The following is a 26,555-nucleotide window of genomic DNA, read 5'->3' on the forward strand; positions in this document are numbered from 1 at the left end:
GCCCTCTCCTTCAGATGTGGGGGACGTCGTCGGGGATGTCGTAGAAGGTCGGGTGGCGGTAGACCTTGTCGGCGCTGGGCGCGAAGAAGGGGTCCTTCTCGTCGCGGGTGGAGGCGGCGATGTGCTCCGAGCGCACCACCCAGATGCTGACGCCCTCGTTGCGGCGGGTGTACAGGTCACGGGCGTGCGTGAGCGCCATGCGGTCGTCGGCGGCGTGCAGCGAGCCCACATGGACGTGGTTCAGGCCGCGCTTGCCCCGTACGAACACCTCGTACAGCGGCCAGTCCTTCTTGTCGGCGCTCATGCCGCCGCTCCCTTCTCCGCACGGGCGGCCTGCTTGGCCGCGTGGGCGGTGGCCGCCTCCCGCACCCAGGCGCCCTCTTCGTGGGCGCTCCTGCGCCGCTCCATCCGCTGGGCGTTGCACGGCCCGTCGCCCTTGATGACGCGCATCAGCTCGTCCCAGTCGGGGGTGCCGAAGTCGTGGTGGCCGCGCTCGGCGTTCCAGCGCAGCTCCGGGTCGGGCAGGGTGACGCCGAGCTTCTCGGCCTGCGGGACCGTCATGTCGACGAAGCGCCGGCGCAGCTCGTCGTTGCTGTGCCTCTTGATCTTCCAGGCCATCGACTGCGCCGAGTTGGGGGAGTTCTCGTCGGGCGGGCCGAACATCATCAGCGAGGGCCACCACCAGCGGTCCACGGCGTCCTGCACCATCTCGCGCTGGGCCTCGGTGCCGCGCATCATCGTCATCAGCAGTTCGTAGCCCTGCCGCTGGTGGAACGACTCCTCCTTGCAGATCCGCACCATCGCGCGTGCGTACGGCCCGTAGGAGCTGCGGCACAGCGGTACCTGGTTGCAGATCGCGGCGCCGTCCACGAACCAGCCGATCACCCCGACGTCGGCGAAGCTCATGGTCGGGTAGTTGAAGATCGACGAGTACTTCTGGCGGCCCTCGATCAGCCGGTCGGTCAGGTCGGCGCGGTCGGCGCCGAGGGTCTCCGCCGCCGAGTACAGGTACAGGCCGTGCCCGGCCTCGTCCTGGACCTTGGCGAAGAGGATGGCCTTGCGGCGCAGCGACGGCGCGCGGGTGATCCACTCGCCCTCGGGCTGCATGCCGATGATCTCCGAGTGCGCGTGCTGCGCGATCTGCCGGATGAGCGTCTTGCGGTAGCCGTCCGGCATCCAGTCCCGCGGCTCGATCCGCTGGTCGCGCGAGATCGTCGCGTCGAAGTGCTCCTGCAGCGGCTCCTCTGGGGGCGCCTCGGCGGAGTGTGAAGTCGTCATCGCTCCCGCTTCCCAACCGACCATTCGTTCGGTGTCCAGTGTGACGTGTTTCCGCCAGGGGAGCAAGACCCTTCGGGGCCGTGAAAACGGCCCAGGACACCCCCACGGGGTACCTGGGCCGCTTCGGCGCGTGTGGGGCGAGCGTCACACGTTGGGCACCTTCAGCCGGTCCCAGCTGACCTTGCCGGGGATGCCGTCCGCGTCCTTGCCCTTGAAGCCGAGCTTGTGCTGCCAGGCGGCGTAGGAGCGCCGGTCGGCCTCGGTCCACTCGGGGCTGGGACCCTCCTCGTACCGGCCGCAGCCCTCGGCGACCAGGCGGCGGCCCATCGCGGTGATGATCGGGGACTTCTGCCCGATGTGGAAGAAGCCGCTGCCCGGGAAGGGCTCCAGCTTCGGCTTGGGCGCGGGCTTCGGGTCCGGCTCGGGCGTCCCTCCTCCCCCGCCTTTGAGGCGCTGCGCGATCCGCTTGCGCATGCCGTCCATGGTGAAGCCGCGCGGGTCCTGCTTGCCGGGCTGCCACTCCTTGTGCCCGATCACCGAGCGCTCGCTCCAGCCGTGGTGGCGGCAGATCGCGGCGGAGACCTTCTCGATGGCCTCCTTCTGCGCCTCGGGCCAGGGGTCCTTGCCGTCGCCGAGGTTGACGCACTCGAATCCGTAGAAGTGGGCGTTGCCGTCGGTGTCGGCCTCGTTGTCGTGCGGCAGCCCGGACTCGTTGACCACGGCACGCAGGACGTCGCTGTCGCCGAGTCCGGCGTGGTTGGCGCGGCCGTTGCCGACGAGGTGGATGTGGCCCTGCTTGTCGATGACGCCGTGGCACAGCGGGCCGGGCAGCCCGGAGTAGCCGTTGTAACAGATGTTCACCGAGTTCTCGGTGCCCTTGGTGACGGTGTGGTGGATCATCACGCCGTTCACCGGGCCCCAGGGGCCCTTGCTGTTGCGGTTGTGGGTGCGCCAGCTGCGGACCTCGTGGACCGTGAGGCCCTCCTTGCGCAGGATCTCCACCAGCTTGGACGCGCTCAGGGGCTTGGCCATCACTCGTCTCCTTCCGCCGCGGCCTCGGCATCCGCAGTCGTCTGCGACCTCCCGCCGGACGGGTCCTCCGCCAACTGCTCCTCGCGGCGGGCCTGTTCCTCGGCCGCGAGCGTCGCCTCGTCCGCGGCCGGGATGCTGCTGGCCAGCGGGTTGAACGCGAGGCGCAGATCCACGGTGCCGCCCTCGCCCTTGACCAGCGCGAGCGGCGCGTAGACGCGCACGATGCCGGAGGGGCCCTGGAGCAGCGGACGCCGGGCCGCGTCCACGGGCCACTCGACGCTGCCGGTGGCGGTGCGGGCGGGGACGATCCAGTGATCGCCGGTGCGGTAGCCGGCGCCCTTGGCGAAGTACACCTCGACGCCGTCCTCCAGCGGCAGCCACTCCCCCTCCGTGAGAGGCACGGCGCCGCCCTTCAGGGCACTCGTGCGGCCCTTGCGCCTCGGTCCCTCGTGGTGGTCCCAGCGGCGGAGGAACGGGTTGAGGTGCGGCAGCCGTCCCACGGACCGGTCGGGCTCGGCGCTGAGGCGGACGCGGCGGCCCGGCAGGTCCAGCTCCTCGACCCGCAGCAGGGGCAGCGGTTCCAGACGGGAGGCGTAGGCGGTGTCGACGAGCTCGACGTGGTCGCCGACGTCCAGGTCCAGCTTGTCGTCATGGCCGAGGGAGGCCAGCTGCACCCAGGTACCGTCGAGTTCGTCGACGGGGAAGACCACCGAGCCGTTCTCCCGGGACCACTTGAAGGTGGCGTCCTTCGCCTCGCCGCCGGCGTGCACCTCCACGCGGTACAGCTGGTTCTCCTGGCCGCGGTAACGGGCGTCCGGCCTGACCAGGCAGGGGTCCTCGTCGGCGTGGTCGGGACGCTCGCTGCGGGCGGCGAGGCGTGCGGTGGGCGCGGCCTGCTTCTGCGCCCACTTGTCGAAGGCGGCCCGCACGACCTCCTTGGACGGGTCGGTCTCCTCGATGTCCAGCGCGGCCAGCGACAGCGGCAGCACCTGCCAGACGACCTTCACGCGGGCGGCCGTGTCCGGCATGGCGGCGCCGAGGGCGACCTCGCGCAGGGCGGGGTCCTCGGCGGCGGAGACGGCGCGCTCCCACACGTTCAGGTAGACCACGAACGGCGTCTGCGCGGGCGAGGGCAGCCGGTCACCGGGCTTCTCCGGGTCGCGGAAGCCGTCGGGCTGGTCCCAGTAGGTCCAGTACGCGGGCGGTGCCGCCGTCTCCTGCTCCTCGGCGTCCTCGTCCGGGACCGGCACACCGGGCGCGGGGCGGGTCGCATCCAGCAGGATGCCGTCGACGTAGTAGCGGCCGCCCTGGATGTGGAGGGTGTCGATGTCGTGCTTGCCGCCGACGTACTGGACCTTGAAGCCCGCGGCGTCCCGCGGACCGCCGTGCCGGCCGATCAGGTCGGCGGCGAGAGTGCGGGCCTGGTGCAGCTGGATCGCGGTCTGCTCGTTGATGTCGGCGTCGAGCTGGACGCGGCCCTGCTGGGCGATGACCGCCGAGTACCGCCGCTGCGGGCGGAACGTGAGGCGGGAGAGATCAGCGTGCATGAAAGGGGTCCCCCTGGTTCAGGAAAGTGCGGGTGGGGCTTACGGCGGCGGCGCGCAGGTCTTGGCTCATGTCCCGCCTCACGTCACGAAGAAGATCCCGGCGTCGGTGCCCGCCGGGGTGTACTCCGCGAGCCGCGCCCTGAGGCCGTCCTCGCGCTGCGGCCGGTACAGGTCGTGGAAGGCGCCCATCTCGGCGCCGTCGTCCGAGCCGCGCCGGATCCCCTCGGGGCACCGGTCGGCGAGCAGCCCGTACCAGGGCGTCCCGTAGCGCTCGGAGGTGAACAACGGCCGTACGTGACCGGCCTGTTCGGGACCGGCCAGGTCGGGTTGGCAGCGGTACCGGCGCGGGGTGCGCGACCCGGGCGGCACGTAGGAGTACCGGATGCACCCGATGCCGCGCCGGGCCACGTGCAGCCGGCCGGTGAGGACGCAGTTCTCGGCGATCCGCACGGCATGGGTGAAGATCTCGCCGATGACCGTGGTGCGGTGCAGGTGCAGCACCGCGTGGGCGTGGCGGCAGTCCGGCGCGGACAGGGCCTCGCGGCCGGGGCCGGTGGCATCGAGGACGCTGTCGCGCAGGTGGATGTCGAGGGGCTCCTCGCTCACCTCGTCGCCGATGACCTCGATCGTGCCGAGGATGCTGTGCTCGATCTGGAGACACGCGGTGGTGCTCTCCAGGACGATGCTGGGTTCCTCGGGCGAGTGCGGGTCGCACTCGGGCTCCAGCGACCAGCCGGGCACGAGCGTGGAGTGCCGTACGACGACGGCGCCCATGGGACCGGTGACGTTGATGCCGCGTCCGGCGACCAGCAGGCCGTCGAGGACGATGCGGGGCCGCTCGTGCGGGGCGCAGTCCTCGGACACCGCACGGATGTTGAGGGCGTCGGGACGGTTGCTGTACCAGTCGAGCAGGCGGATCACCGGCCGGGTGCCCTCGGCCGCGCGGACCTCCAGTCGGTCGCCGGGGTCGAGGTCGAAGTCCAGCTGCTCCTGGTAGGCGCCGCTGTGCGTGATCTCGATGATGCCGTCGGGGCCGGTCCGGTCCGCGCGCCGGTCGTGCTGCCAGGCCCGGTAGGCGTCCATGATCTGGCGGTGCGGCTGCCCCGGTCCGACGCGGTACACCTCGGCCTCGGGGCGCGGCTCGCGGTCGGGGCGGTCGTACTCGCCGCCGCCCATGTCCGCGCCGAACGCGTGGTGGTAGTCGACCCACACGCCCTGCCGGGGCGCCGACCGCGACCCGAACGCGATCCGCCCGAGTTCCGGGTCGACGGCGACCTGTCCGCGCTTCGGCCGGTAGCGCCAGTCGGACAGGTCGGCGACCACGATGTCCTGCGGCGGTACGGGCCGGTCCTCGCCGTCGCGCCGGATGACGAGGCTCTTGCCGGGGCCGTAGTAGTCGGTGAGCCGGTCGTGCAGTCGGCGGCGGGTGACGAACGCCGGGACGTTGTCGACGGTCGCGATGTGCGTGGGCGACGGCTCCGGGAAGGGCTTGGTGACCAGCGGGGTGTCGTTGCCCAGGATCGAGAAGGTGTACAGGTGGCGGGCACGGTCGATGCAGTACGCCGGGGACCGGGTGAGCGAGTGCGCCTTCAGCCGCCAGACGAACAGCGCCACGCCCGCCGGGGTCCAACCGCCCTGCCGGTGCCGTGAGCCGGCGCGGCGGACGTCGGCCGTACGGGCCGTCGCGCCGAACGGCCCGCCCGCGAGGTCCAGGGCGGAGTTGTCGCGCAGGTCGACGAGCCGGCCGCGGCCGCCGCGGTGGACGCCCGTGTCGCCGTGCAGCTTCACGGGCTGGGTGTGGGAGACCTGCCGGGACAGCTCGACGGCGCGGGCGGGCCAGCCGGTGACCTGGTCGGAGAGTTCCTCCAACAGGTGCAGGGTGCCCTTGCGGCGGCGGTTGGCCACGGTGGCGGCCACGTCGGCGCGCGGGGCGACGGCCTCGGCGAGCGCGGCGCGGCCGCCCTCGTGCAGACCGGTCGTCAGGACGCGCTCGTAGCCGGGCAGGGTGCGGTAGCCGACCAGGTCGCCGAGGTACGGCAGCACCCAGGGGGCGGCCGTCTCCACGAACAGGTCCTCGTAGCCCTGCTCGACGCCGTCGCGGACCCGGTCGAGCTGCTCGGCGATCACCGCGAGCAGCGCACGCAGCGGTTCGCCCTCCTCGGCGTCGCGCAGCAGGTGCCAGCGCGGCAGCAGCGCGGCGAGACCGTCGGGTTCCCTGGACGTGGCCGCCGGGGAAGCCGTCTCCAACTCGACGTCCGGGGACATCACTTGACCTCCGTCAGAATCAGGGTGTCCGCGGCCCGCGGCGACAGCATCGCGAGCTGGGCCGGGCGGACACCGCGGAAGACGAACACCGAACGGCCCTTCGCCAGGCGCCGGGTGTCGGTGATGTCGGGGTTGAGGCGCAGGAGTTCGGCGAGCGGGACGCCGAACCGGGCGCAGATCTCGGAGAGCGTCTCCCCGTCGGCGGCACGGACCGTGTGGGTCTTCTCGTCGTACGTCGCCGGACGCGCCGGGACCGATGCCCTGGGCGGGCCGGGATCGGTGAGGATTCCGGTCAGCTCCTCGGGTGTGGCGGACGCGGGGACGCCGGTGAAGACGTCGACGTCCACGTAGTCGACGCCGGGCACCGAGTGGGCGGTGGCGAGGACGTCGGAGAGGCGCGCCGGTCGGCCCAGCTCCCGCCCCTCGTAGCCGAGCCGGGTCAGCAGCGCCTTGCGCAGCCGGGGTTCCACGATCTCCCAGGCGTGGTCGGGGGCGACCTTCACCTTGGCGGCGACGAGCAGCAGGACGAGCTCCCGTACGTCCACCCGGACGGGGAGGTTCATGTCCCCGTACTCGGTCAGGGCACCACGCAACGCGCGCAGTGTGTCCGAGTCGCCGTCGATCGGCACGTCGTCGGTACCGGCGACCGTCACGTGCAGCACGCGCCGGCGCCCGTCGAAGAGTTCGCGCGCGGCGGCCCGGCCGATGCCGGCGCGGGAGCGGGCGAAGTCCTCGTAGTCGGACGCGGAGACCAGCCGGTCCAGCGCCGACACCGCGAGCGGGATCGTCCGGCGGGTCAGCCCGGGTCCGTCGGCGTCCGCGCCGCCCTTCGCCGGGCGCGGGTTGGTCACCTGGGTGACGCCGAGCGGCCGGGTCAGGGGCTGGGTGACGCGGTCGGCGGCGACGTTGGCGGCCTTGCCGGTGCCGAAGCGGTAGCGGGCCCGGATGTTCTCGTGGCCGGAGGGCAGCCGGGCGCCGTTGACGCCGTCGCCGAAGGTCACCGTGGTGCGGCCGTCGGCGGTGGAGCCGGTGATGTGGACCCGCTCGCCGGGGCCGCGTCCGGCGAGGCTGTCGACCTCGTGCCAGAGCACCCCGTCGACGCGGATCTCCAGGACCGGAGTGGCGCCGAGGGGGTTGTCGTCGGCGATCCAGGTCAGCGGGGACTGCCACAGCGCGAAGGTCTGGTTCACCCGGTCCGAGTCGCCGCTGCCGATGGCCTCCTCGCGGCTCTCGCCGTGGGTGGCCTCGACGACGTTGCCGAGGACCTTGACCGTCTCGCGCCGGTAGCGGTGAGCCAGATCGGCGGTCAGGGTCAGGCGGGTGTGGACATGGTCGCCGGGCAGCCGCGGATCGACGGCCGGGTCCGCGGCGGCGATGACGACGACCTCGGTCGCCCGCACGCCCGCGGTGCCCGGGATGTCGCTGCGCTCACCGCTGACCATGAGGGTACGGCCCGGCCGCAACCCGTCGTACAGGTCGGCGAGTTCGATCTCGTTGCCGTGCACGTCCTCGCCGAGCGGTTCGTCGGCGAGGCGCAGCGGTTCGCCGGCCGCGTGCACGGTGGTGTCGCGGATGTGGGAGAGCAGGACGTCGAACTCGTCCAGCCACGGGTCGGCGAGGGTGAGTTCGGTACCGCGCCCGGTGATGCCGTAGTTCGAGTACGCCGCCGTACGCGCCGCGACGACCTGGGTGGTGACGAACGCGAGCGAGGCGTTGCCGGGGATGCCGTCCTGGGCGCCCTTGGCGGGACGCTGTACGGCGACCCAGCTGCCGACGGTGATGCCGGTGTGCACCGTGTCCAGCTGGAGGACGCGGCGGTTGAGCGGCTCCGGCTTGCTGGCGATCACGACCTCGACGTTCGGCTCGGTCGTGCCCACCGTGTACTTGAGGCTGATCTCGTACTCGCCGTGCGTGACCTGCTCGTTCGCGCCCGGCCGCAGCGGGATCTGCACGGCGGTGCCGTTGTGGACGCCGACATGGACCAGGCCCTCGTCGTCCGGGCGGGACACGAAGAAGGTGCGCTCGGGCAGGCCCGCCTGGAAGCGCGCCGTGACGCCGGGGTCCTGGGAGTCGGTGGGGCGCCGGTTGAGCCAGTTGAGGTCACGGTCCTGGCCGGAGCGGACGGACAGTTCGACCTGGCCCGTGCCGAGCGGGAAGGTCAGCGGCTGGGCGACGGGCAGGTTCTCCGCGCGCTGGTCGGAGCTGCTGCCCTCGACGTACTGGAACTCGGCGCGGACCGGCGTCCGGCCCGAGGTGTCGTAGACGACGCGCATGCTCGCGAGGACCGCACCGGTGAGCGGCCAGTCGGCGGTGCGGATGACCCGGCCGCGGTCGTCCTGGACCGGCTTGAGCGGGGCCGTCGCGCCGAAGGGGGCGGCGGTGACCCGCATGGCGAGCAGTTCGCGGAGGAGTTGGGGGGTGCCGGGGACGGCGGCGGTGCGCCACGCCGGGTACAGGGTGCCGAGGGAGGGGTTGAGGGCGGAGAGCAGCCGGGCGGTGTCACCGCCCGGACGGGGCGAGCCGGCGCCGCCGCGCGGGCCGGGCGCCGAGGTGCGCAGGGCAGGAAGGACATCGCCGAGGGCTTCAAGCGCGGCGGTGCGCGCATCGCCGCTTCCCGGGGGCGTGGGGGGCTGCGCGACCATCCCCCGCGGCGCCGCAGGCGAATCACTCTGCGCGGGCGCCAACTCCAAAGCGCGCTCGGCGAGTTCCGCCAGCACCGCCTCCAACCGCTCGAACCAGACGGCGACGTCCGCGTACGGTTCCGCCAGCACCTGGGCCTCGCCCAGACGCGCCACGGGCTCCGCGAGCCGAGCGGCCAGCCGCTCTGGACTCTTGATCCCGTCCAGATCCCCCCGCAGCGGCGCGAGCACCTGGTCCTCGAAGTCCTCGATGAGCCGGCTGACCGGCCGGGGGTTGGGCACCTCGGGCGTGGGCGGTTCATCGCCCGGCTCCCCCGGCGCGACCGGCGCGGCCGTCCAGCGCCGCACCTCGTCGACGAGTTCCCTCAGCGTCGGCGGAGCCGACTTCGGCAGGGAGATCGCCGTGATCTCGTCCTCCCGGTCCGCTCGCGCCTTCGCGACCGGCAGCAACCTGCGTTCGCCGCCGGCCTGTTCACCGAAGACGAAGAGCAGCTGGTCGCCGGTCTGGAGCGAGTTGGCCGTGCCCTCGACGAAGATCTCCGAGCGGCGTTCCAGGTCCGCGGGCGTGACGAGGGAGGGTCGCCGGCGGCGCACCTTCAGCTCGTTCCAGTCCCAGCGGGCCGTCAGGTCACGGCTGGTCTCGAAGGTGAGGGACTGCTCGTCGGCCGAGGCCGGCACGCTGTGGCTGCGGGCGCCGCGCGGGATCAGCACGGGCAGCGCCTCGGCACGCGGGTCGCGCTCCAGGGTGTACGCCAGGTGCGTGGCGGCGACCACGCCGGGACGCGGCCGGTGGCCGACGAGCCGGCCGAGCAGCACCAGGGAGCGGTGCTCGTTGGCCGTACGGACGTAGGCCTCGTCGGCGATCCGCTCGGAGTGGAAGGTGAGCAGGTCACCGAGGACGGCGGTGGCGTCGAGCAGGCCGATCGCCGGGTCGTCCGGGGTACGCACCGTGAGGCCCCGCAGGGCCGGGTACGCGGGTGAGGCGAGCCGGTCGAGCAGGGCGGCGCGGAAGGAGCCGTACTCGCCGACGCGGTAGTCGAGGGCGGTGCGGCCGGGCGGGTTGTGCACGGGAGCCGGGGCGAGGCGCTCGTCGTGGCCGCCGTGGCAGGCGCCGCCGCAGCCGCAGTCGTCCGTGATCGGGACCTCGGTCATCGCGCGCCTCCCAGGGATATCGCCAGCCGGCCGTTCTCCGGCCGGTCCGGGTCGTTGTCGCAGGTGGCGATCTCCAGCGGGCCGAGCCGCAGCACGCCGTCCTCCCTCTCTCCTCGGTCCGGTTCGAACAGCCTGCGCAGCCGGGTGACCTGGACGCTCTCCACGCCGGGCACGGCCGCGGCGACGGCGACCAGCCGGCTGAGCCGGACCGGCTCGCCGAAGGTCAGGGCGTCCGGGTGGAACAGGCCCCGCGCACCGCTGCCGAGCACGCGGTACAGCTCCGCCAGGATCTGCCCGTGCTGGTGGCCGGGCGTGGCGCAGACGGTCAGCGCGATGTCCAGCGGCACCGGGCGGGCGGCGCCGACCACGAGGTCGTGGCCGATGCGCCGGTACGGCTCCAGGGCCTGCTCGACAAAGGCCAGCAGCTCGGCGGACGGTGCGCCGCCGCCGTGTGCGTCGATGGCGATGTGCGCCTCCTGGACGCTGCCGGTCCAGCGCAGCGCGGCCGCCGCCCGCTGGACGCCGGGCAGGGCACCGGCGAGGTTCGCGTAGTCCTCGGCGGTGACCGCGCGCAGCCGGGTGCGGCGCAGGTCGAGCGGGGCCAACTGGCGTACCTGCTCGACGGGTTCGGGTTCCGTGCCGCCGACGGCCGGCAGCGGGTTGCGGACCACGGCGGCGGGCGGGGGCGTGCAGTCGGACTGGACGACGAGGTGGTTGATGGCCTCCGCGCCGACGTTTCCGGCGGTGCCGCCGCCGAGGCGGTAGTGCGCGGCGAGCCGTGCCCCCGGCGTGGGCCTCGCGCCGTGACGTCCGTCGCCGAAGCGCAGGGCGAGCCGGCCGTCGTCCTCCAGCTCGCCGACGAAGTGCCGGTCCCGCAGGCCGCTGCCGAGCAGGTCACGGCGCGGCTCCCAGGTCCCGTCCTCGCCCTCGTCGAGGCGTACGGCGGGCAGGGCGCGCCGCGGGTCCTGGTCGAGCGCGGCGGTCGCGGAGCCGCGCAGTCCCGTCTCGTCGGGGTGCAGCCCGGCCGCATGGGAGGGGCCCCAGCTGTGGGCGATCTCCCAGGCGATGTGGCCGTCGAGGACGGTGCCGGCGCGGGCGCGGGCCGTCAGGACCTCGATCCGGCGCAGCTTGGCGTCGAGCAACTGGTCGCTGCGGAACAGCAGTTCCCGCAGGGCGCGGACGGGATGGCGGCGCAGCTCGATGCGCTCCAGGATCCGCAGCCCGTAGATCACGGTGAGCTCGGCGATCTCCTCGTCGGCGAGGCCGTCCCGGTCACGGGCGCTGCGCCACAGCTCCACGAGCCGCTGACGCACCAGGCCCGGGATCGCGGCGATCCGCGCGGCCTGCGCGGCTGCGACGGTGGCCGGCTCGGGGAACGGCACCGCCTGCACGACGGGGACGCGCCCGAGGACGGGGCGGAAGCGGGGAAGGATGCCCGGGTGGACGGACTGGGCGAGCAGCGTGCGCAGGGCGGCGGCCTGGGCGTAGGCCGTGCCGGGCACGACTCGCTCGTGGCGCTGGCCGGCGCGTTCCAGACCGAGACCGGCACGGTTGGTGGTGGCCTCGCCGACGACCTCGAACAGCTCGCGGACGTCGTCGGCCGTCAGCGCCTCGCCCGACTCCGACTTGTCGGTGAGGGCGTTGATGAGCCGGGCGGGTGCGTTGCCCTCCTCGCGGTCGTGGCAGCCGAAGGCGGGCCCGTCGCAGGGGGCGACCTCGGCGGGGACCTGCGGGACGGTGAACGTCTCGGGGAGCCCGTGCAGCGTACGGCCGTGGTCGACGAGGACGACGTTGCCGCGGGCGAGGGTCACGTCCTCGACCGGCAGGCAGTCGCGGCCGCCGCGCGTGGTGAGGCAGAGCGGGAAGCGCAGGGCGTCCTCGGCGGCCCAGGTGATCTCCAGGACCGGCTGGTCCTCGATGCGGTCCACGGCCGGGGTGACGGACGTCAGGCGGACCGCCTGCCGGTGCGCCGGGTCGGCGTCGCCCGGGGTGCCGGTGCGCGGACCCCTGACCTCCTCCAGGACGATCAAGTCGCCCGGCCGCAGCTCCAGTCGGCGTTCCCGGCAGGTCTCCTGGTCGACCCACTCGTCGCGCAGGGTGGCGGAGGTGGCGCCCTGCGGCAGGGTGCGGACCTCGCCTCCCCACGTCCACAGCCGGATCGCGTTGTGCGCGACGCGCAGCTCCAGCGGGGCCTCGGTGACGACGGGTTCGAAGACCTCCACCGAGCCGCGCTCGTCGAGGTCGCCGAGGTCGGCCTCGTCGACGACGGTGCCCGGCTCGGGGCGGTCGTGCGGGTCGAGGGTGCGCACGTCGACGGAGGCGAAGCGGAAGGTGCCCGGGGCGAGCGTGTGGTCGCCGGCGGTCTCGACGGCGACGTAGGCGCGGGCCGTGCAGCCGTCGTGCATCGCGTAGTCGATGAGCCGTACGTGCCGCCGCACGGAGACCCGACGCCGGGCGGTGTCGAGGTAGGCCTCGGTGGCGACCGCGTCCTGCTGGTAGCTGATCTGGTCACCGGTGTACGCGAGCAGCTCGACGAGGGTCACACCCAGGTCGGCGGGGTTGCGCTCGACCCAGTCGGGCGTGGTGAGCGCGAGCCGGTCGAGGAGCAGCTTGCGGATGGTGTCGTAGTCGCGGGCGGTGTAGTCGATGACGGGCGCGGACGGGAACTCCGGGGCGTCGTGCCCGTCGTCCTTGCAGTCGAAGGGGGTCGGGCAGTCGGGCCGGAAGACGAAGGTCGCGCTGTGGTAGCGCTGGTCGAAGCCGCGGTACGGCTCCGTCCCGGGCCGTCCGTACGGGTCGGTCTCGACGAGGGAGAGCCGGTAGCGGGAGGTGTCGCCGGCCTTGTCGAGGGTGACGTACAGCCGGTCGTCGAGCTCGGGGTCCTCCTCCCGCTCCACGCTGACGTCCACGGCGGTGATGCCGGTGATGCGGCGGCCGCCGTCGATGCGGACGTTCTCGGGGCCGAGGCCGTGCGGTGCCTTCCCGAGGAAGCTGACGGTGAGCAGCAGGCCGTCGTCGCCGACCTCGACGGAGTCGACACCGTTGAGCTGGGCGGCGCGGACCTTGGCCCGGCGGGAGCTGACGGTCGTGCCGGTCATGCCGCGGCCCTCCCTTCGAAGACGTCGTCACGCCGGGCGCCGTCGGCGCGCACGACGTACGACAGATACACACGGACGACGTTGTCCTCACTGATCACGTCGAGGGCCTCCACGTCGATGAGGTCGCCGAGCCAGCGCTGGAGGGACGCCTGGACGGAGAGTTCGAGGGTGCTGATGAGTTCCGGGCTGGTCGGGGCGAAGACCAGGTCGAGCAGTCCGCAGCCGAAGTCGGGCCGCATCACGCGTTCGCCGGGGCTGGTGAACAGCAGCTGCTCGATGAGGTCGTGGACGTGCTCGCCGCGGGTGGCGTGCGCGGTACGGCCCCGCCGGTCGGCACGAAAGGGGAACGCGATGTCGCTGCGGGGGCGCCCGCTCGGGTGGCGGCTCATCGGACGGTGACCTTTCGCCGCGCGGCCTGGACGACGGGCGGTCCCTGGGGCACCAGGGCCGCGCTGAAGCACTGGGCCGCGGAGGTGTCGAGCAGCACGGGCCGGCCGTCGACGGTGACGCCGCCGCCGTCGGCGGTCCAGCGGACCGTCACGCACGGCGCGGGCACGCCGCCGACGGTGTGCGGGCAGCCGGTGACGACATAGCTGTGGGCGGCCGTGGCGACGGCGGCGCCCCCGAGGCGTACGCCGCCGGAGGTGGTGGTGGCGGGCGCGACACGGCCGCCGTGCGGACAGCCGATCACGGCGTCGGCGTCGAGCAGACTCCCGGACATGGTTCGTGGTCCCCCGTCTTCCTTCGTCACTGTGGCCGCAGGTACGGCCTTCTTCGCTGCTGTGGCCGCTGGTTCGGCGGTCATCGCTGCTGTGGCCGCTCGTGCGGCCGTCATGGCTCTCGTCGCGTCGAGCGCGTTGATCGCATCCATCGCCTTGATCGCATCCATCGCGTTCATCGCGTTCGTCGCGTTCATTGCTTGGAGAGCACGGTCAACTGGCCTTCGTTGATGGTCACTTCGTTGCCGCGCAGGAGGATCTCGGCGCCCGCTCCGGTCGAGATGACCACGGCTTCCTTGGTGATGCGGATGTACGCGCCGCCCTGGGCCTGGAGCAGGATTCCCTGCTCGGCGCCGGCGGTGTCGTTCAGGACGAGCTTGTGCGCCTGCGGCGTCTGCACGACGACGGGCTTGTTCGGCGAGCCTGCCTGAAGCTCCCGCCGCGCGTCGGGCGGCAGTTCCTCCGCCGCCCCGTACCAGCAGCCGGTCCACACCGGGAAGCTCGGATCGCCCTGCTCGAACTCCACCCACACGCCCGCGCCCGGCGGCGGCACCACGAACTGTCCCGACTGCGGCCCGGTGAACGGCAGGCAGGGCAGCGCCCAGGTGGACGGCTCGTTGCCGAGGACGTCCGGGACCTCGACGGTGATACGGCCGATGCGCAGCGGGTCGTCGTTGCTGACGACCCGGCCGCGGAACTTGCCGAGGTAGCGATTGCTGGGTGCCGCCATGGTGGGAATGCTCCTGGTCGGTGGTGTCTTACGGGTGGTTACGGCCGGACGTGGTCGCTGCGCGCTTCCAGGCCCTCCCTGGAGAGGGTGAAGTTCTGCTGGTAGGAGCCCGGACGCAGGTTGTGCGTGACGGACTTGACGAAGTAGTCGCCGTCGTACGCCCGTCCCGAGCCGCGGACGCCGACGAGCTGGCGGGGCTGGAGGATGTAGCCGTGCCGGATGACGTCGAGCGAGCCGGAACCGGAGACGACGTCGGCGGACACGGCGGCGCGGGCGAGGAGTTCGGCCTCGGCCTGCTCGCGCTGCTGCTTGGCGGTGCCGGAGAGCGTCCGGCGCTTCAGGGCCGGGGTCGGCCGCTTGCCGAGGGGCGGGCGCAGCGGGCTGATGGACGGCTGCGGGAGCAGGTCCGAGAGCCGGGTCTCGGGGTTCTGCCAGCGGGCCTGCGGCTCTTCGCGTGCGGTGCCGTCGTAGGCGAACGTCAGCTGGTCCACCGTGGAGTTGGCGTCCATGTTGACGTTGAGGGCGTGCTGACGGAGGCCGAGGCGGACCTCCGGCCCCCAACGAGCGCTTGACTGACCGGGGTTGGGGCCGGGTTCGAGATAGAAGGTGTAGCCGTTCGCCCGCGCGAGTTCGGTGACGTACTGCAGGTCGGTGCCGGTCTGGTAGTGGACGCGGAGGTCCTGGTGCGGGGGCTGGGCGACCTTCTCGGTGTAGACGTCGGGACGGATGCCGTAGTCGGAGTACCGGCGCAGGATGGCGAGGACGCGCTCGGAGGGCGGCAGGTTCGGGTACCGGGCGGTGCGCTCCTCCAGGTCCATGAGCAGGGTCAGGTCCTCGCCGGTGACGGTGAGGGTGGAGTGGCCGGGCTGGTTGCTGGCGCCGACCTCGTGCCGGACGACGAGTCCGTCGAAGAGCACGTCCGGGGTGCCCTTGACGCTGACGGTCACGACGAGCCGGGTCTTCGGGTCGAAGAACCCCTCGGGGAGCAGCCTGCGGCTGATGATCCCGTTCTTGGTGAGATCGAAGGCGAGTTGAAACCCGCTCCGCTCTCCCGCGGTGGCCGTGATCTGCGCGGACAGCAGGGCCTCGGTCACCTCGGCCGGGACGGGCCGGGCGAGTTTGGGCCCCATGAGGAGCGTGATGTGCACGGGGCCCTGCCCCACGGGCAGATCAAACACGCCGGTCTCCCCTGCCGCCCGGGAACCCGCCGGCGAGCGGGATGTCGATGACGCGTCCGGCCTCGTCGGTCAGCTCGCGCGGATCGAGCACGGGGTTGGCGTCGGCGATCTGCCACCACTGGGAGGGGTCACCGAAGTACCGCTGCGCGAGAAGGTCGGGGCGCTCGCCGGCGCCGACGGTGTGGGGCTGGGTGAGGTCGGGGTCGGGGCCGGCCGGGTCGAGCGGGGGCAGCAGGCGGTGCTTGATGTACCGCACTTCCGTCCCGTCGGGCTGCCGGTGGATCCCGATCTCGGCGTCGTGGTAGCGGCTGGTGCGGGGGTAGGGGTGGGCGCCCGGTATCGCGTCCAGGGCGTTCTCGTAGGGCTCGATCTCGGCCATGGGTGTCTCCTCAGCCCCTTCCGAGCACGACGTTGGTTCCGGTGCCGATTCCACCCAGGCCCAGGGAGCCGAGGCTGCCGCCGCGGGCAGCCGCGGCGAGGCGTTCCTTCTGGGCGAGGTGCGCCATGTACAGGTCCGCTCCGCGGTGGCCGGCCGGGAGATCGCTGACGGTGAGGATCTTCATGCCGATGCTGAGGGAGGCACGGATCGGATTGAGATTCACGTCGAACGCCGACTCGTTGACGGACAGTTCGGTGAGCCGCACGGGCATGACCCGCTTGCTCCCCCACGTGAACAGCGTCAGCGGCATCTCGATCGGGCTGATCTCGATGGCCCCCTTCTGCGACAGCTTCATCGCCGCACGGAGCTGAGCGGTGGTCGGCTGCACCAGCATTTCGAGCGTGGCGAGCTGCGGGTGAATCCCGTCGGGCGCGGCGACCTCGAACTGATCGGTGGCGTCGATCTCGGCGGTGAACTTCCAGGTCTCCTGAGCCGGCCCTTTCAGGCGCAGGGCCTCGTTACGGTCCCCACTCCCGGTACCGCCCCCTCCCGCGTCGCCGCTGTCTCCGGCGGACTGGGGGGAGACGCTGCGCTCCAGGGTGTCCGGGTTGAACTGCAGGACGATGATGCGTTGGGGGGTACCGGTGTCGGGGTTGACGACGACTATTCCGGAGCGGATGGGTTTGGGGATGTCGGCGTAGCGGGTCACAGACGGGCCTCCAGCCGGGCCCGGAGGTCCGTGTAGTCGTGGTCGGGGAAAAGCTCCGGAAGCACTTCCAGCAAGCTGTTCAACTGGTTCACGACAGTTTCAAACTGCTGCTCGGATCTGACCGGGGCCTCGGTGAAAAGGTGCTGCCAACCGAATGCGCCCTTGGTCAGCCGCAAAGTCTCCAGGTACTGCCGGTAATCGAGGTCCATCTTCCACAGGCCCGTGTTGTCCGACAGCCATACCTCTGGGTCCTCGATCCCCGCCTGGAGCCGCAGCGCGACGTAGATACCCGAACCGGTGAACGGATGCTCATCGATGATCCTCAGCTGATCCCCCAACTCCCGCTCCCGGTCCGAGTACAAGGAGGACGAGAAGTCCGGCGGATCCTCATGCACAGCAAGCGGCAACGGCGTGAGGCTGAACTCTCCTGCGACAAATGCGGAAGAAGATACCGTCTGCCATTGACTGCCGAGCCGTTCGAAGCGAATGAAGTCGTCATGGTAAGAGGGCGCGAGTCGGATACCTTCCCACTCCTCCAGATCGTCGAAGGATGACGCATCCGCGGACGGCTCGATCTCGCCTACAAATTCGTTCAGAACCTGCACCCCAGGACTGTCACGCAACTCCTGCAGGACACTGAACCAGCCTTCTTCGTAGGCCGTCAGACCTTCCGTTTCCATCAAGACCTCCCGTCGGTCAGAAGAAGATTTTCCCGCGACTGTCAGCCTTCTTCAGGAGGCCGATCAACTGGTTTCGAGACTTTAGTCCTGCCGGTTTCACATTCCTCAACAGTTCACTCTCAAGCTGGCCCATGCCGCTGAAACCACCGGCACTGGCCCTCGCACGGAGAATCGTCTTCACCCATCGGTCGGATATTTTCAGTGCGGCTCGGATCTCGTGCTGGTTCCCCGTGTTGAGGTTCACCGAGAGCGGCGGCTGCGCGGGACCACCGCTCCAGGGCGGCGGATCGAATTGACCTTTCCACTGACCGCTCTGACCCGGACGCCGTTGCCAGTGTCCGTTGGGGTAGTGGTAGGTCCCCCAACGCATATGGACCTGGCGTGGGAATCCCGGATGCCTTTCGCGGAGCACGACATTGACGTCGTACCAGACCATGTCCTCCGAGCCGGCGGGTGCCAGCTTCCCGATGGCGCGCGCGGCGGGATGCTCAGTACCGTCCCGTGCGCCTTCATTGTCCGCTTTCCGTGCGGGCACCAAGTTGGACGTCGAGGCGTGACCGCCCAGAAGAGCCGTGAGCACATGCATGCGCACCCAGGCGGCACCTGCTCCGAGGTTCTGCGCGGCGATCCTGTTCCAGCCGAGGGGCCAGGCGTCAGGACGCTCGGTTGCCTCGGTACCCTTCTTGACCTTGTTCTGGATGTACGACGCCTTGAAGGACTGAGCCACGGTGCCGTCCGAGAACGGAGGCAGTATCGGTTCCGGCAGAGGCGGCTTTCCCGCTCCACGCGAACGCAGCTCGAGCAGTTCGGCAAGGCGTTCCATCAGCCGTTGCAGGTCGCGCAGCTGGCCGTCGAAGCCCGACCGTCCACCCGGCAGATAGATCGGTTCCCCGTAGGAGCGGCGCCTACTGCCTCTGCCCTTGCCGACCTCTCTCTCGGGCAGTCGATCCTGGGCCTCCTCCACGAACGCCCTCTGTGTTGCGGCTCGTTTCCGAGCAGCCTCCTGGGCCGTGTGAAGGTCCCGCTGCTCAGAGATGGGAGGCGAATTGTTCTCCCGTTCCCAGTCGTTGATGTACGTCGTGATCTCAGCCAGGGTGCTGCGCATGGCAAGGTCGGCGCTCTTTCCCTTGCCGTCGAAGAGCAGAGTGTGGATGGAGCCGTCCACCGTGCGGAATCGAACCGAGGGGAGTTCGTAGTCCTGCCTTCCCTCCTGTTGCTCCTGCCTTTCCCGGTCTCTCGTACGGTCCCTGTCTCGATCGCGTGAACGCTGGCGATCCTTCTTGTTCCGCCACTGGTCCCGCAGTCTGCGCAGCCGGTCGTCAAGCTTGTTGCCCAGTTTGCGGCGGGCCTTGCCGGAGAGCTTGGCGGCGGCGCGGCGGGCCCTGTTGACGGCCGACTTGATGGTCTGGCGGGCGCGGTTGCCGGGGCGGCGGTCCTTGTCTCGGTTCCGGTCCGTGTCACGGCGGTCGTCGGTGCGCTTGTCGTCGGGACGGCGGTCCTCGGGGCGTCGCTTGTCAGGGGTGCTGCGCCGGTCGGACGTACGGCGCTTGTCGTCGGTTCGTCTGTCGTCCGTGCGGCGGGAATCACTCGTCCGGCGGCGGCCGGGGCCGCGGCTGTCCGTGCGGTCCGTGTCCGGTCGGCGGCGTGACGGGGCGTCGGGGGTGCCGTCCTTGTCGTTGCGTGTGTGGCGCTCCGCGTCCCGCATCCGCTTGCGTGCGGCGTTGACCTCGCGTCCCTCCTCGCGGCGCCGCTCGTCGTCACGGCGCTTCTTCGGGCGAGTGGTGTGCGAGCGGCGCTTCTTCTCCGGGGCGGAGCGCTTGCCGGGACGCGGCCTCGTCGGGGGGCGGGAACTCTTGTCCGTGGAGGTCCGGCCCGGCGTCGGGCGGTCGTCGTCGCGGCCCGACGGACGGCCGGTCGGACGGTCCGGGTCCGGCGATCGGTCATGGGTCGGGGGCGCCGGCTCCTGGTCCTTGGGCTTGCCGGGAGCGTTCGGCTGCCCGGGCGGGGTGTCGGAACCGTCCGGCTGGTGCTTCTTCTTGCGGAGGTTCTTGAGCATGTCGCCGAGCTTGTCGGCGACCTTGCCCATGAACCTCCCGACGCCCTCGATCAGGAACTCGTAGATCAGCTCGAGCAGGGCGACGACACCGGCCGCGACCGCCTTCGCGAAGGGCAGCGCTCCGTTGCCGCTCTTGACCGACTTCAGGAAGTCCATGAACAGCCCGAAGGCCGCGAGGATCTCGCTCAGCGCTCCCCACGCCGTCTTCAGTGCGTCGATGACCGCCATGACCCAGCCGGCGCCGGGGATCAGCTTCGCGACGACCTTCTCCACGACCAGCACGCCGATGATGACCGGAAGTTGGGGCAGCGCCTCGTCCCACGCCATCTGGGCCATCTGCTCGACCGTCACGCCACCGGAGATCAACTCCTGGAAGTCCTCGATCGGGATGCCGATGATCTCCTGGACCTTCTGGTTGAACCAGGCCTTCACGGCGCTCGTGACCTCGTGGAAGAGGTGCTCCTTCGCGCCCGTCTCCGCGGCGGCCCCCGCCTTGCTGATCCAGTCGCCGGGGTCTGAGACGATGTCGTTGAAGATGGCGGCCCACTCACCGAGCCCTTCGACGACGGCGGCGCCGAACTCCAGCGCACCGACCGTGGCGCTCTCGGCGACCTCCACTGCCGCGAGCAGTCCGGTCTCCAGGACGTCGAGCCCCGCGAGCAGCGCCCCGCACAGGCCGTCGAGCAGCTTCCCGGCGATCTCCTTGAGGCCGTCGGCGATCTGGTTGACCTTCTCCACGGCCCAGTCGCGCGCGCCGTCGATGGTCCTGCGCCACTTGTCGCGCATCGCCGGGTAGTCGGCGAGGAGTTCGTCGCCGAGGGCGATCAGCGCGTCCGCGAACTTGTTGATCTTGTCGATCACCCAGTTGCGGGCGTCGTCGATGAGCTTGAAGACCTGCTGCTTGAACTTGTCGATGAGGTCGGTGACGATCTGCCGGGCCTTCTCGAAGATGCCCTTGATGGCGTTCTTGAGCCCCTCGAAGAACTCCTTCAGCTTCTCGATGGCCTCTTCGAGCCAGTTGTCGGCGTCGTCCTTGCCCTCGTCCTGCTTCTTCTCGGCCTCCTTCTCGGCGTTGGTCTCCTCATCGGTGATCTTCTTGTTGTCGTCCTCGGTCCGCTTGTCGACGTCCTTGTCGGTCTGCTCCTGCTTGCCGTCGATGTCCTTGCGGACCTCGTCGTACTTCTTGCCCTTCTTGCCGTCGATCTCCGCGGTCTTGTCGTCCTGCTCCTTGCGCCACTTGTCGCGGGAATCGGCGATGTCGGAGCGGCCCTTGTCACGGGTGTCGGACTGCTGCCTGCTGCTCTTGTCGACCTCGCGCTTGAGGTCCTGATCGTGCTTCTGCCGGTCCTTGTGCGCCTTGTCGTCCTTGGTCCTGCGCTCCTGCCCCATCCTCTGCCGGCCCTCGCCGAAGCCGGCCTGGATCTGCGGCCCGCGGTCGTGCTCGGCCACGGCGGAAGCGGACTCGATCGGGACTCCGGAGGACACGGAGCGTCCGCCGCCCTTGGCGTTCTTGCCGTTGCCGCCGGGCACCTTGCCGGTGAGGGTCTCCTTGGGCACGTCCGGGTAGATCTGGTCCTCGCCCATGGGGCGGGCCGCGTCCTCCCGACCGGAGCGGTGCAGCTCCCCCTTGCGCTCGTCGAGCTTCTGCCCCTGCTCGTCGGTGCGTTGGGGGTCCGAGTCGTTCTCCAGCGGCAACCTCGGCGCGTCACCCACCTTGGCGTTCTTGAGGCCCTCGTCCTTCGTGGGGAGCCCCAGGATCGAGTCGATCAAGTCGTCGAGCGGCAGGATCTCCTTCAGCAGCTTGCCGAAGAGCTGCGCGCCGATGGTGAGGGCGATGTCCCACCAGCTCGGCTCGGGCACATTCGCGCCCGGCACCTCGCCCTGCGGCCTCTGCTCACCACCGATCTCGGGCGTCTTGCCGGGGGTGGCCTCGGTACGGCCCACCTTGGCGTTGGTGTAGACACCCGGAGCGGCCGGTGTCGGACCCCCCGGGACCGTGCGCGGGGAGCCGGTCGGGCGCTGCTCCTTGGGTGGCGCCTTGCGCAGCGCCGTACGCTCCTTGTCGACCGAACGGCCGACCGCGCCGTTCACGCCCTTGAGCGTGTCCAGCATCTGATGCGGCTTCAGGCCCGCGGCGGTCGCGAGTCCCGCCTCGGGCGTGGCGTTCGAGACGTCCGGTGCGGCGGCTTCCTTCTTGGGCTTCGCCGGGGCCGACGCACCTGCGCGACCGCCACCGCCGCGCGCCGGTGCGGGCGCGGGGCCCGAGGAGGAGCGGCCACCGCCGCCTCTGCCGCCGCCTGCGTTCCGCGCGACCTTCCGTGCCGCCTGGCGCTTGCTGCCTGACGTCTTCGGCTGGGGGGCCGTACCGGCACCGCCGGCGCCCGAACCGCCCGCCGTCCGGGGCGCATTGGTCTTCGCCTCGGCCACGGACATGGGCGCGGGTCCGTTCCCCGGCGCCAGCTGTGGAGCGGAGCCGGGCCCCGGCGTGGAGACCTTGTCCGGACCGGTCTGCGGTCCCGGAGTGGTGGCGTTGCCGTTGCCCTCGGTGACGTCCTGGTCGCCGGGGCTCGGAGCCGGCTTCGTGCCAGGGGTACTGCCCCCTCCCGGCCCGGTACCGCCACCGCCCGCCTTGTCCTCGCCCTTGTCCGCGGGCTTGGACGGCTCTTTGTCGGTTCCGCCGTCCGGTTTCGTCTCGCTCTTCTCCTGGCCGCCCTCGGCCTGCGAGTCCTGCTTTCCCGCGCTTTCGGGTTGTCCGCCCGTGTCCGCCGTCCTGCCTGAAGCCTGAGAAGGGCCCGCGTCCTGGGCACGGGCGTCCTCGTCCGCCTTCGCGAGCCGCTCGGGCCCGGCCGGTTCCCCCTCCGGCGAGGCGGCGCCTGCTCCCGCGCCGTCCGCGGTGCGCGCGTCCTCGTCCCTGCGGCGGGCCTCCTCGTCCTCCGCGCGCTGCTCCGCCCGTGTCCTGTCGGCAGCGCCCGTGGCGGATTCCGGGGACGTGGAGGTGAGCCCGGACGCTCCGGTGGCGCTGCCCGGGGAGCCGTCGCCGGCTCCGTCCGGTCCGAGGTCGTTGTCGGCGAGAGCGCCGGTGAAGAGGTCCTGGTCGGTGTTGTCTCCGCTTCCGTCCTCGGCGGCAGTTCGTGCGGGCGCCTCCTGCACTGCGGCGGATCCCTCGTCAGCCGCAGCGTCGGGCCCGGGGCCGGCATCCGCGGACGGGAGGGCCGGCCGGGGCGCGGTGCCCTTCTTCCGCTCCTCGACGAGGCCGGGGTTCTTGGCCGCCTCCGTGTATCCCACGAGGTCGATGTCGGGGACGGGTTCGTCCGCCCGCGCCGACGGTGTGTCCTCGTCGGCGTCCGACTCCTGCTCGGCGGGCTCCGAGTCCAGCCCCAACGGGTCGTCGTCCGCGTCCTGTTCGTTCTCCGGGTCGCCCGCCGGTCGGTGGGTGCCCGTGTCGCCGCCGGTCCGGGACCGCTCCCCAGGCTCCGCACCGCTCCTGTCCACGGGCGACGGGACAGCGGCGGCGTTCGCCGCGACCGGTTCCTCGGCCTGACGCGCCTGCTGCTCGCCCGCCTGCCGCTCGGGCTCCTGCGGGGCTTCGTCCTGACTTCCGGCTTCTTCCCGATCCTCCTCGGCGGCGGCTTCGTCCCTCTTCTCGCCGTCCTTCTGCGCGCCCTCGCCCTCGGTCTGCTGCCGGTCGTCCCGGGCAGCGGAGTCCTTGTTCTCGCGGTCGGAAGTCTCCTTGTCGTCCTGCGCGGCCGTCGACCGGTCCTGGTCCCGGGCGTCGGCCTCCTCCTGGTCCTGCGCGGCGGCGTCCTCGGGGGACGTGCTGCCCTTGTCGTCACCGGGCTTGGCCGCTTCCCGGCCGGGCTCCTGCTCGCTCTCCTTGTCGGGCTGCGTCCTGCCTTCGGTGCGCTCCTGCCGCTCGCCCGCGTCAGGACGTTCGTCCGAGGCCGGCTCGCCACGACGTTCCTCGGCGACCTCGTCGGATGCCCCGGGCACGGCCAGCGGTGCCGCTGCCGCGTCCATCGGAAGCGGACCGGCCTGCTCTGTCTCCTCGACGGCCTCCAGGAGCCGGTCGAGCATGGGCGCGGGCAGCCGCTTGTCCAGGCGGTCGAACACCACGTCCTGTACTTGGGGAGACATCCGCGCCAGTTGCAGCCGCACCCGGCCGGACCGGTCCTCCGGGTCACCGCGCAGCGAACGCAGGACGGTGTTGGCCAGACGGTCGACCAGCGTCGCCGGATCCAGCTGCTCCATCCGCCGCCGATCAGCATCGACCGTCGCATACCGCAGCCACCCGGGCGTCCCCTGCCCCTGTTCGACCTCGGCCGCCCGCTCGGCGCCCTCGTTCTGCGCTCCCGCCGCGACCTCCCGCGCGGCCGTCTCCGCCTCCCGCTCGATCGCCTCCTGCGGCAGACTCACCGCTCCCAGCTCCCGCCCCGCACGCAACGTGCCCAGACCGTGCGGGTTCTGGACGGTGTGCAGGAGTTCGTGGGCGAGGAGGCGGCGCCCCTCGTCGGTGCCCGGCTTGAAGGCGCCTTCCGCGAAGAAGACGTCCTGGCCGACGGCGACGGCGTCCGCGCCGAGGAGCTCGGTCAGCTGCCCCGCGTCGCGGCCCGTGTGCAGGCGTACGCGGCCGAGGTCGTGGCCGAGGCGTTCCTCCAAGTCGCGTCGTACGCCGGGGTCGAGCGGCTGGCCGGCGCCGCTGACGATGTCCTTGGGCTCCGGCGTACGGGACTTGGCGGCGCGTTCCTTGCGCTTGCGGCGGCGCTGTTCCGCGGACTGTTCGGCGTGGCCGTCCTGGGTCTGGGAGCTCATGGGGTCACCTCCCCGTGGCCGCTGAGCCCTTCGTGCACGGCGCGGGCCAGTTCCTGGCCGAGGCGGCGGGCGGTCAGGCCGGCGGGCAGCGTGGGCAGGTCGGTGAGGGCACCGACGGCGACCGCGCCGTCCGACGCGAGGGGTACACCGTGCGCCCGGACCAGGCGGGTCAGCTCGTGCTCGAAGGCGTCCGACACCCGTTCCGGGTCCACGGCGAAGCCGTTGAGGGCGAGTTCGCCGATCTCGACCCGGATCTCGCGCGGCTCGCCGCGCTGCGGCTCGTTCACACCCATCCCCGTACCTCCCCCGGCGTCAGGGAACGCTCCAGCTTCTGGTACTCGGTGCGGGCCGCCGCCAGCATGTGGCGCATCTGGAGGCGGTCGCCCTCCTCGGCGGCCAGGAACGCGCCGGACAGCGCGATGTTGCGGATCGAGCCGCCCGCGACGGTGAGTTGGGCGAGCAGGTCCGCGTCGATGCCCTTGACCGGGGCCCGCGAGGGCAGGACCCGCCGCCAGATCTCGGCGCGCTCGTGCTCGGCGGGGAAGGGGAAGTCGACGACGAACCGGATGCGCCGCAGGAAGGCGGTGTCGAGGGCCTTCTTCATGTTGGTGGTGAGGATGGCGAGGCCGCGGTAGGCCTCCATCCGCATCAGGAGGTAGCTGACCTCCAGGTTGGCGTACCGGTCGTGGCTGTCCTTGACCTCGCTGCGCTTGCCGAACAGCGCGTCGGCCTCGTCGAACAGCAGCAGCGCGCCGCCGCGTTCGGCGGCGTCGAAGACCCGTCGGAGGTTCTTCTCCGTCTCGCCGATGTACTTGCTGACGACCTGCGAGAGATCGACGATGAACAGGTCGAGGCCGAGTTCCTTCGCCATGACCTCCGCGGCCAGCGTCTTGCCGGTACCGGAGCCGCCCGCGAAGAGGGCCGTGACGCCCAGTCCGCGGCGCAGGGTGCCGGCGAAGCCCCACTCCTGGTGGACGGTGGCGCGCTGGCGGACATGGGCGACGATCTCGCGCAGGACGCCGGTCTGGCGGTCGTGCAGGACCAGGTCGCCCCAGCCGGCCTGCGGTTCGATCCGGCGGCCCAGCTCGTCCATGCCGATCCGGGCCTCCTCCAGCCCCGCCCGCCACGCGAGTTGGGCGGCGTCGAGGTCCTCGTAGGGGAGCCTGTGGCGTACCGTCGCGGCGGCGGTCCGGATGACGTGCGGCGGCAGCTGGAACTGGGCGACCAGGGAGCGGAGTTCCACTTCGTCGAGGTCGGCGATCGGGTGCATCGCCCGGCCCCACACCTCGACCTGCTCCTCGTCGTCGAGGCGCGGTACCGCCACCCGGGCGCCGTGCGGGCGGTCCGTGCGCAGTGGGTCCTCGCTGGACACGACGACGGGTACGGCCGCTCCGGCGAGGAACGCCTCGGTCGCGGCCCGTTGGTCGCGGTCCAGGTCTCCGACCTCGACCAGCAGCGCGGCGGGCAGCAGGATCGCCTCACGCTGCCAGAGCCGGGCGAGCCGGTCGCGTTCGGCGGGATCGGTGGGCATGTCCTCGGCGCCCATGGCGTACAGCCCGAGCCCGGACCGGGCGGCCGCCGCGGCGGCGATGTCGGCGCGGCTGCGCAGATCACCGCCGGTCACCTCGACGAGCAGCGGCGCGTCGGGGGCCGCCCCGGTCGTCCAGCCCTCGGCGACACGGCTCGCCGCCAGGTCGTACGACGGCGGCAGCTGTTCCGGCACCGAGGTGCGGCGCAGCCGGCCGTGCAGGCGGGCGTCGAGGTAGGGAGAACCCAGCAGGAAGTGCAGGATCCGCTCGTCCAGGCGGAGGCGGGAGGTGGTCAGCCGGGACTCGTCGTCCAGTTCCGCCATCTGCCAGCGCCGCAGCGGGGCGACGGGGGTGAGCGCGCTCCAGTGCGGGTCGGCGAGCGCGGCCAGGGCGAGGGAGAACGTCGGGTACGCCCGCTGCGGGTCACCGCAGGCGGCGGCGCAGCGGGCGGCGGTGGTGGGGTCGAGTTCGTCGGCGGCGGCGAGGAGGATCACGTCGCGTTCGAAGGCGGTGAGGCCGAAGCAGGTGACGAGGGCGTCCAGGGGGCCGGTGCCCGGTGCCGCCGGGTTCGTGGCGGGCTCCGCCTCGGGGCTCTCGTCGACGTCGGCTGCCCGGGCGTGGGCGTCGACGCGGGCGAGGACGCGGCGGATCTCCTCGATCAGTGTCGCGCCCGTGTCGTGGCCGTCCGTCGTACGCGAAGTGGTCCCCGTGCCCGGCTCGTTCGTCCCCATGCCCTCACCTGCCCCCGTCGTTCC

Annotated in this window: 17 protein-coding genes; all 17 read right to left on the minus strand. The window is 71.8% G+C overall.

Annotated features, from left to right (window positions below; genetic code table 11):
- Nucleotides 1-10 precede the first annotated feature (10 nt).
- Complete coding sequence (gene paaB / locus ACGFW6_RS37920) at nucleotides 11-304, minus strand: 1,2-phenylacetyl-CoA epoxidase subunit PaaB (RefSeq protein ID WP_030957096.1); 294 nt, start codon at nucleotides 302-304, stop codon at nucleotides 11-13.
- Nucleotides 301-1,278, minus strand: coding sequence for a 1,2-phenylacetyl-CoA epoxidase subunit PaaA (gene paaA, locus ACGFW6_RS37925; protein WP_393520606.1), 978 nt, complete (start codon nucleotides 1,276-1,278; stop codon nucleotides 301-303). The genes paaB and paaA overlap by 4 nt, the downstream gene beginning before the upstream one ends.
- 144 nt (nucleotides 1,279-1,422) lie before the next feature.
- Complete coding sequence (locus ACGFW6_RS37930; RefSeq protein ID WP_393520608.1) at nucleotides 1,423-2,310, minus strand: peptidoglycan-binding protein; 888 nt, start codon at nucleotides 2,308-2,310, stop codon at nucleotides 1,423-1,425.
- Entirely contained in the window at nucleotides 2,310-3,857 is a 1,548-nt protein-coding gene (locus ACGFW6_RS37935) for a DUF6519 domain-containing protein (RefSeq protein ID WP_393520610.1), read from the minus strand. The genes ACGFW6_RS37930 and ACGFW6_RS37935 overlap by 1 nt, the downstream gene beginning before the upstream one ends.
- A gap of 78 nt (nucleotides 3,858-3,935) precedes the next feature.
- Nucleotides 3,936-6,122: a hypothetical protein gene (locus ACGFW6_RS37940; RefSeq protein WP_393520612.1), complete on the minus strand. Its 2,187-nt coding sequence runs from the start codon at nucleotides 6,120-6,122 to the stop codon at nucleotides 3,936-3,938.
- Complete coding sequence (locus ACGFW6_RS37945; RefSeq protein WP_393520614.1) at nucleotides 6,122-9,913, minus strand: putative baseplate assembly protein; 3,792 nt, start codon at nucleotides 9,911-9,913, stop codon at nucleotides 6,122-6,124. The genes ACGFW6_RS37940 and ACGFW6_RS37945 overlap by 1 nt, the downstream gene beginning before the upstream one ends.
- A complete protein-coding gene (locus tag ACGFW6_RS37950; protein WP_393520616.1) occupies nucleotides 9,910-13,011 on the minus strand; it encodes a putative baseplate assembly protein in 3,102 nt (1,033 codons plus the stop codon). The genes ACGFW6_RS37945 and ACGFW6_RS37950 overlap by 4 nt, the downstream gene beginning before the upstream one ends.
- Complete coding sequence (locus tag ACGFW6_RS37955) at nucleotides 13,008-13,400, minus strand: GPW/gp25 family protein (RefSeq protein WP_125526666.1); 393 nt, start codon at nucleotides 13,398-13,400, stop codon at nucleotides 13,008-13,010. Before ACGFW6_RS37955 ends, ACGFW6_RS37950 begins: the two co-directional genes overlap by 4 nt.
- A complete protein-coding gene (locus ACGFW6_RS37960; protein ID WP_393520660.1) occupies nucleotides 13,397-13,732 on the minus strand; it encodes a hypothetical protein in 336 nt (111 codons plus the stop codon). The genes ACGFW6_RS37955 and ACGFW6_RS37960 overlap by 4 nt, the downstream gene beginning before the upstream one ends.
- Nucleotides 13,733-13,923: 191 nt before the next feature.
- On the minus strand, nucleotides 13,924-14,460 hold the full coding sequence (locus ACGFW6_RS37965; RefSeq protein ID WP_393520618.1) for a phage baseplate assembly protein V: 537 nt from the start codon (nucleotides 14,458-14,460) through the stop codon (nucleotides 13,924-13,926).
- 38 nt (nucleotides 14,461-14,498) lie between these two features.
- Nucleotides 14,499-15,638, minus strand: coding sequence for a hypothetical protein (locus tag ACGFW6_RS37970; protein ID WP_393520620.1), 1,140 nt, complete (start codon nucleotides 15,636-15,638; stop codon nucleotides 14,499-14,501).
- Nucleotides 15,631-16,017, minus strand: a complete 387-nt coding sequence (locus ACGFW6_RS37975; RefSeq protein WP_393520622.1) for a hypothetical protein — start codon at nucleotides 16,015-16,017, stop codon at nucleotides 15,631-15,633. The genes ACGFW6_RS37970 and ACGFW6_RS37975 overlap by 8 nt, the downstream gene beginning before the upstream one ends.
- Nucleotides 16,018-16,027: 10 nt before the next feature.
- Nucleotides 16,028-16,726, minus strand: coding sequence for a hypothetical protein (locus ACGFW6_RS37980; protein WP_393520624.1), 699 nt, complete (start codon nucleotides 16,724-16,726; stop codon nucleotides 16,028-16,030).
- Nucleotides 16,723-17,406 (minus strand): hypothetical protein, encoded by a 684-nt coding sequence (locus ACGFW6_RS37985; RefSeq protein WP_393520626.1) that lies wholly within the window; start codon nucleotides 17,404-17,406, stop codon nucleotides 16,723-16,725. The genes ACGFW6_RS37980 and ACGFW6_RS37985 overlap by 4 nt, the downstream gene beginning before the upstream one ends.
- A 16-nt stretch (nucleotides 17,407-17,422) precedes the next feature.
- On the minus strand, nucleotides 17,423-24,271 hold the full coding sequence (locus tag ACGFW6_RS37990) for a DUF4157 domain-containing protein (RefSeq protein ID WP_393520628.1): 6,849 nt from the start codon (nucleotides 24,269-24,271) through the stop codon (nucleotides 17,423-17,425).
- Nucleotides 24,268-24,564: a hypothetical protein gene (locus ACGFW6_RS37995; RefSeq protein ID WP_393520630.1), complete on the minus strand. Its 297-nt coding sequence runs from the start codon at nucleotides 24,562-24,564 to the stop codon at nucleotides 24,268-24,270. Before ACGFW6_RS37995 ends, ACGFW6_RS37990 begins: the two co-directional genes overlap by 4 nt.
- The gene (locus tag ACGFW6_RS38000; RefSeq protein ID WP_393520632.1) at nucleotides 24,555-26,531 is read right to left on the minus strand and encodes an ATP-binding protein; all 1,977 of its coding nucleotides are present in this window, start codon (nucleotides 26,529-26,531) and stop codon (nucleotides 24,555-24,557) included. Before ACGFW6_RS38000 ends, ACGFW6_RS37995 begins: the two co-directional genes overlap by 10 nt.
- Between the last annotated feature and the right edge of the window lie 24 nt (nucleotides 26,532-26,555).

The organism is Streptomyces sp. Y7, from assembly GCF_043195415.1.
In the GTDB taxonomy this organism is placed as follows: domain Bacteria; phylum Actinomycetota; class Actinomycetes; order Streptomycetales; family Streptomycetaceae; genus Streptomyces.

What these genes read in the sequence shown, in the direction of transcription:
- ACGFW6_RS37975 (WP_393520622.1), bottom strand. Translation starts at nt 16,017, where the DNA reads ATGGCCGAGATCGAGCCCTACGAGAACGCCCTGGACGCGATACCGGGC.
- ACGFW6_RS37945 (WP_393520614.1), bottom strand. Translation starts at nt 9,913, where the DNA reads ATGACCGAGGTCCCGATCACGGACGACTGCGGCTGCGGCGGCGCCTGC.
- ACGFW6_RS37965 (WP_393520618.1), bottom strand. Translation starts at nt 14,460, where the DNA reads ATGGCGGCACCCAGCAATCGCTACCTCGGCAAGTTCCGCGGCCGGGTC.
- paaB (WP_030957096.1), bottom strand. Translation starts at nt 304, where the DNA reads ATGAGCGCCGACAAGAAGGACTGGCCGCTGTACGAGGTGTTCGTACGG.
- ACGFW6_RS37955 (WP_125526666.1), bottom strand. Translation starts at nt 13,400, where the DNA reads ATGAGCCGCCACCCGAGCGGGCGCCCCCGCAGCGACATCGCGTTCCCC.
- ACGFW6_RS37940 (WP_393520612.1), bottom strand. Translation starts at nt 6,122, where the DNA reads ATGTCCCCGGACGTCGAGTTGGAGACGGCTTCCCCGGCGGCCACGTCC.
- ACGFW6_RS37995 (WP_393520630.1), bottom strand. Translation starts at nt 24,564, where the DNA reads ATGGGTGTGAACGAGCCGCAGCGCGGCGAGCCGCGCGAGATCCGGGTC.
- paaA (WP_393520606.1), bottom strand. Translation starts at nt 1,278, where the DNA reads ATGACGACTTCACACTCCGCCGAGGCGCCCCCAGAGGAGCCGCTGCAG.
- ACGFW6_RS37990 (WP_393520628.1), bottom strand. Translation starts at nt 24,271, where the DNA reads ATGAGCTCCCAGACCCAGGACGGCCACGCCGAACAGTCCGCGGAACAG.
- ACGFW6_RS37935 (WP_393520610.1), bottom strand. Translation starts at nt 3,857, where the DNA reads ATGCACGCTGATCTCTCCCGCCTCACGTTCCGCCCGCAGCGGCGGTAC.
- ACGFW6_RS38000 (WP_393520632.1), bottom strand. Translation starts at nt 26,531, where the DNA reads ATGGGGACGAACGAGCCGGGCACGGGGACCACTTCGCGTACGACGGAC.
- ACGFW6_RS37985 (WP_393520626.1), bottom strand. Translation starts at nt 17,406, where the DNA reads ATGGAAACGGAAGGTCTGACGGCCTACGAAGAAGGCTGGTTCAGTGTC.
- ACGFW6_RS37960 (WP_393520660.1), bottom strand. Translation starts at nt 13,732, where the DNA reads ATGTCCGGGAGTCTGCTCGACGCCGACGCCGTGATCGGCTGTCCGCAC.
- ACGFW6_RS37950 (WP_393520616.1), bottom strand. Translation starts at nt 13,011, where the DNA reads ATGACCGGCACGACCGTCAGCTCCCGCCGGGCCAAGGTCCGCGCCGCC.
- ACGFW6_RS37930 (WP_393520608.1), bottom strand. Translation starts at nt 2,310, where the DNA reads ATGGCCAAGCCCCTGAGCGCGTCCAAGCTGGTGGAGATCCTGCGCAAG.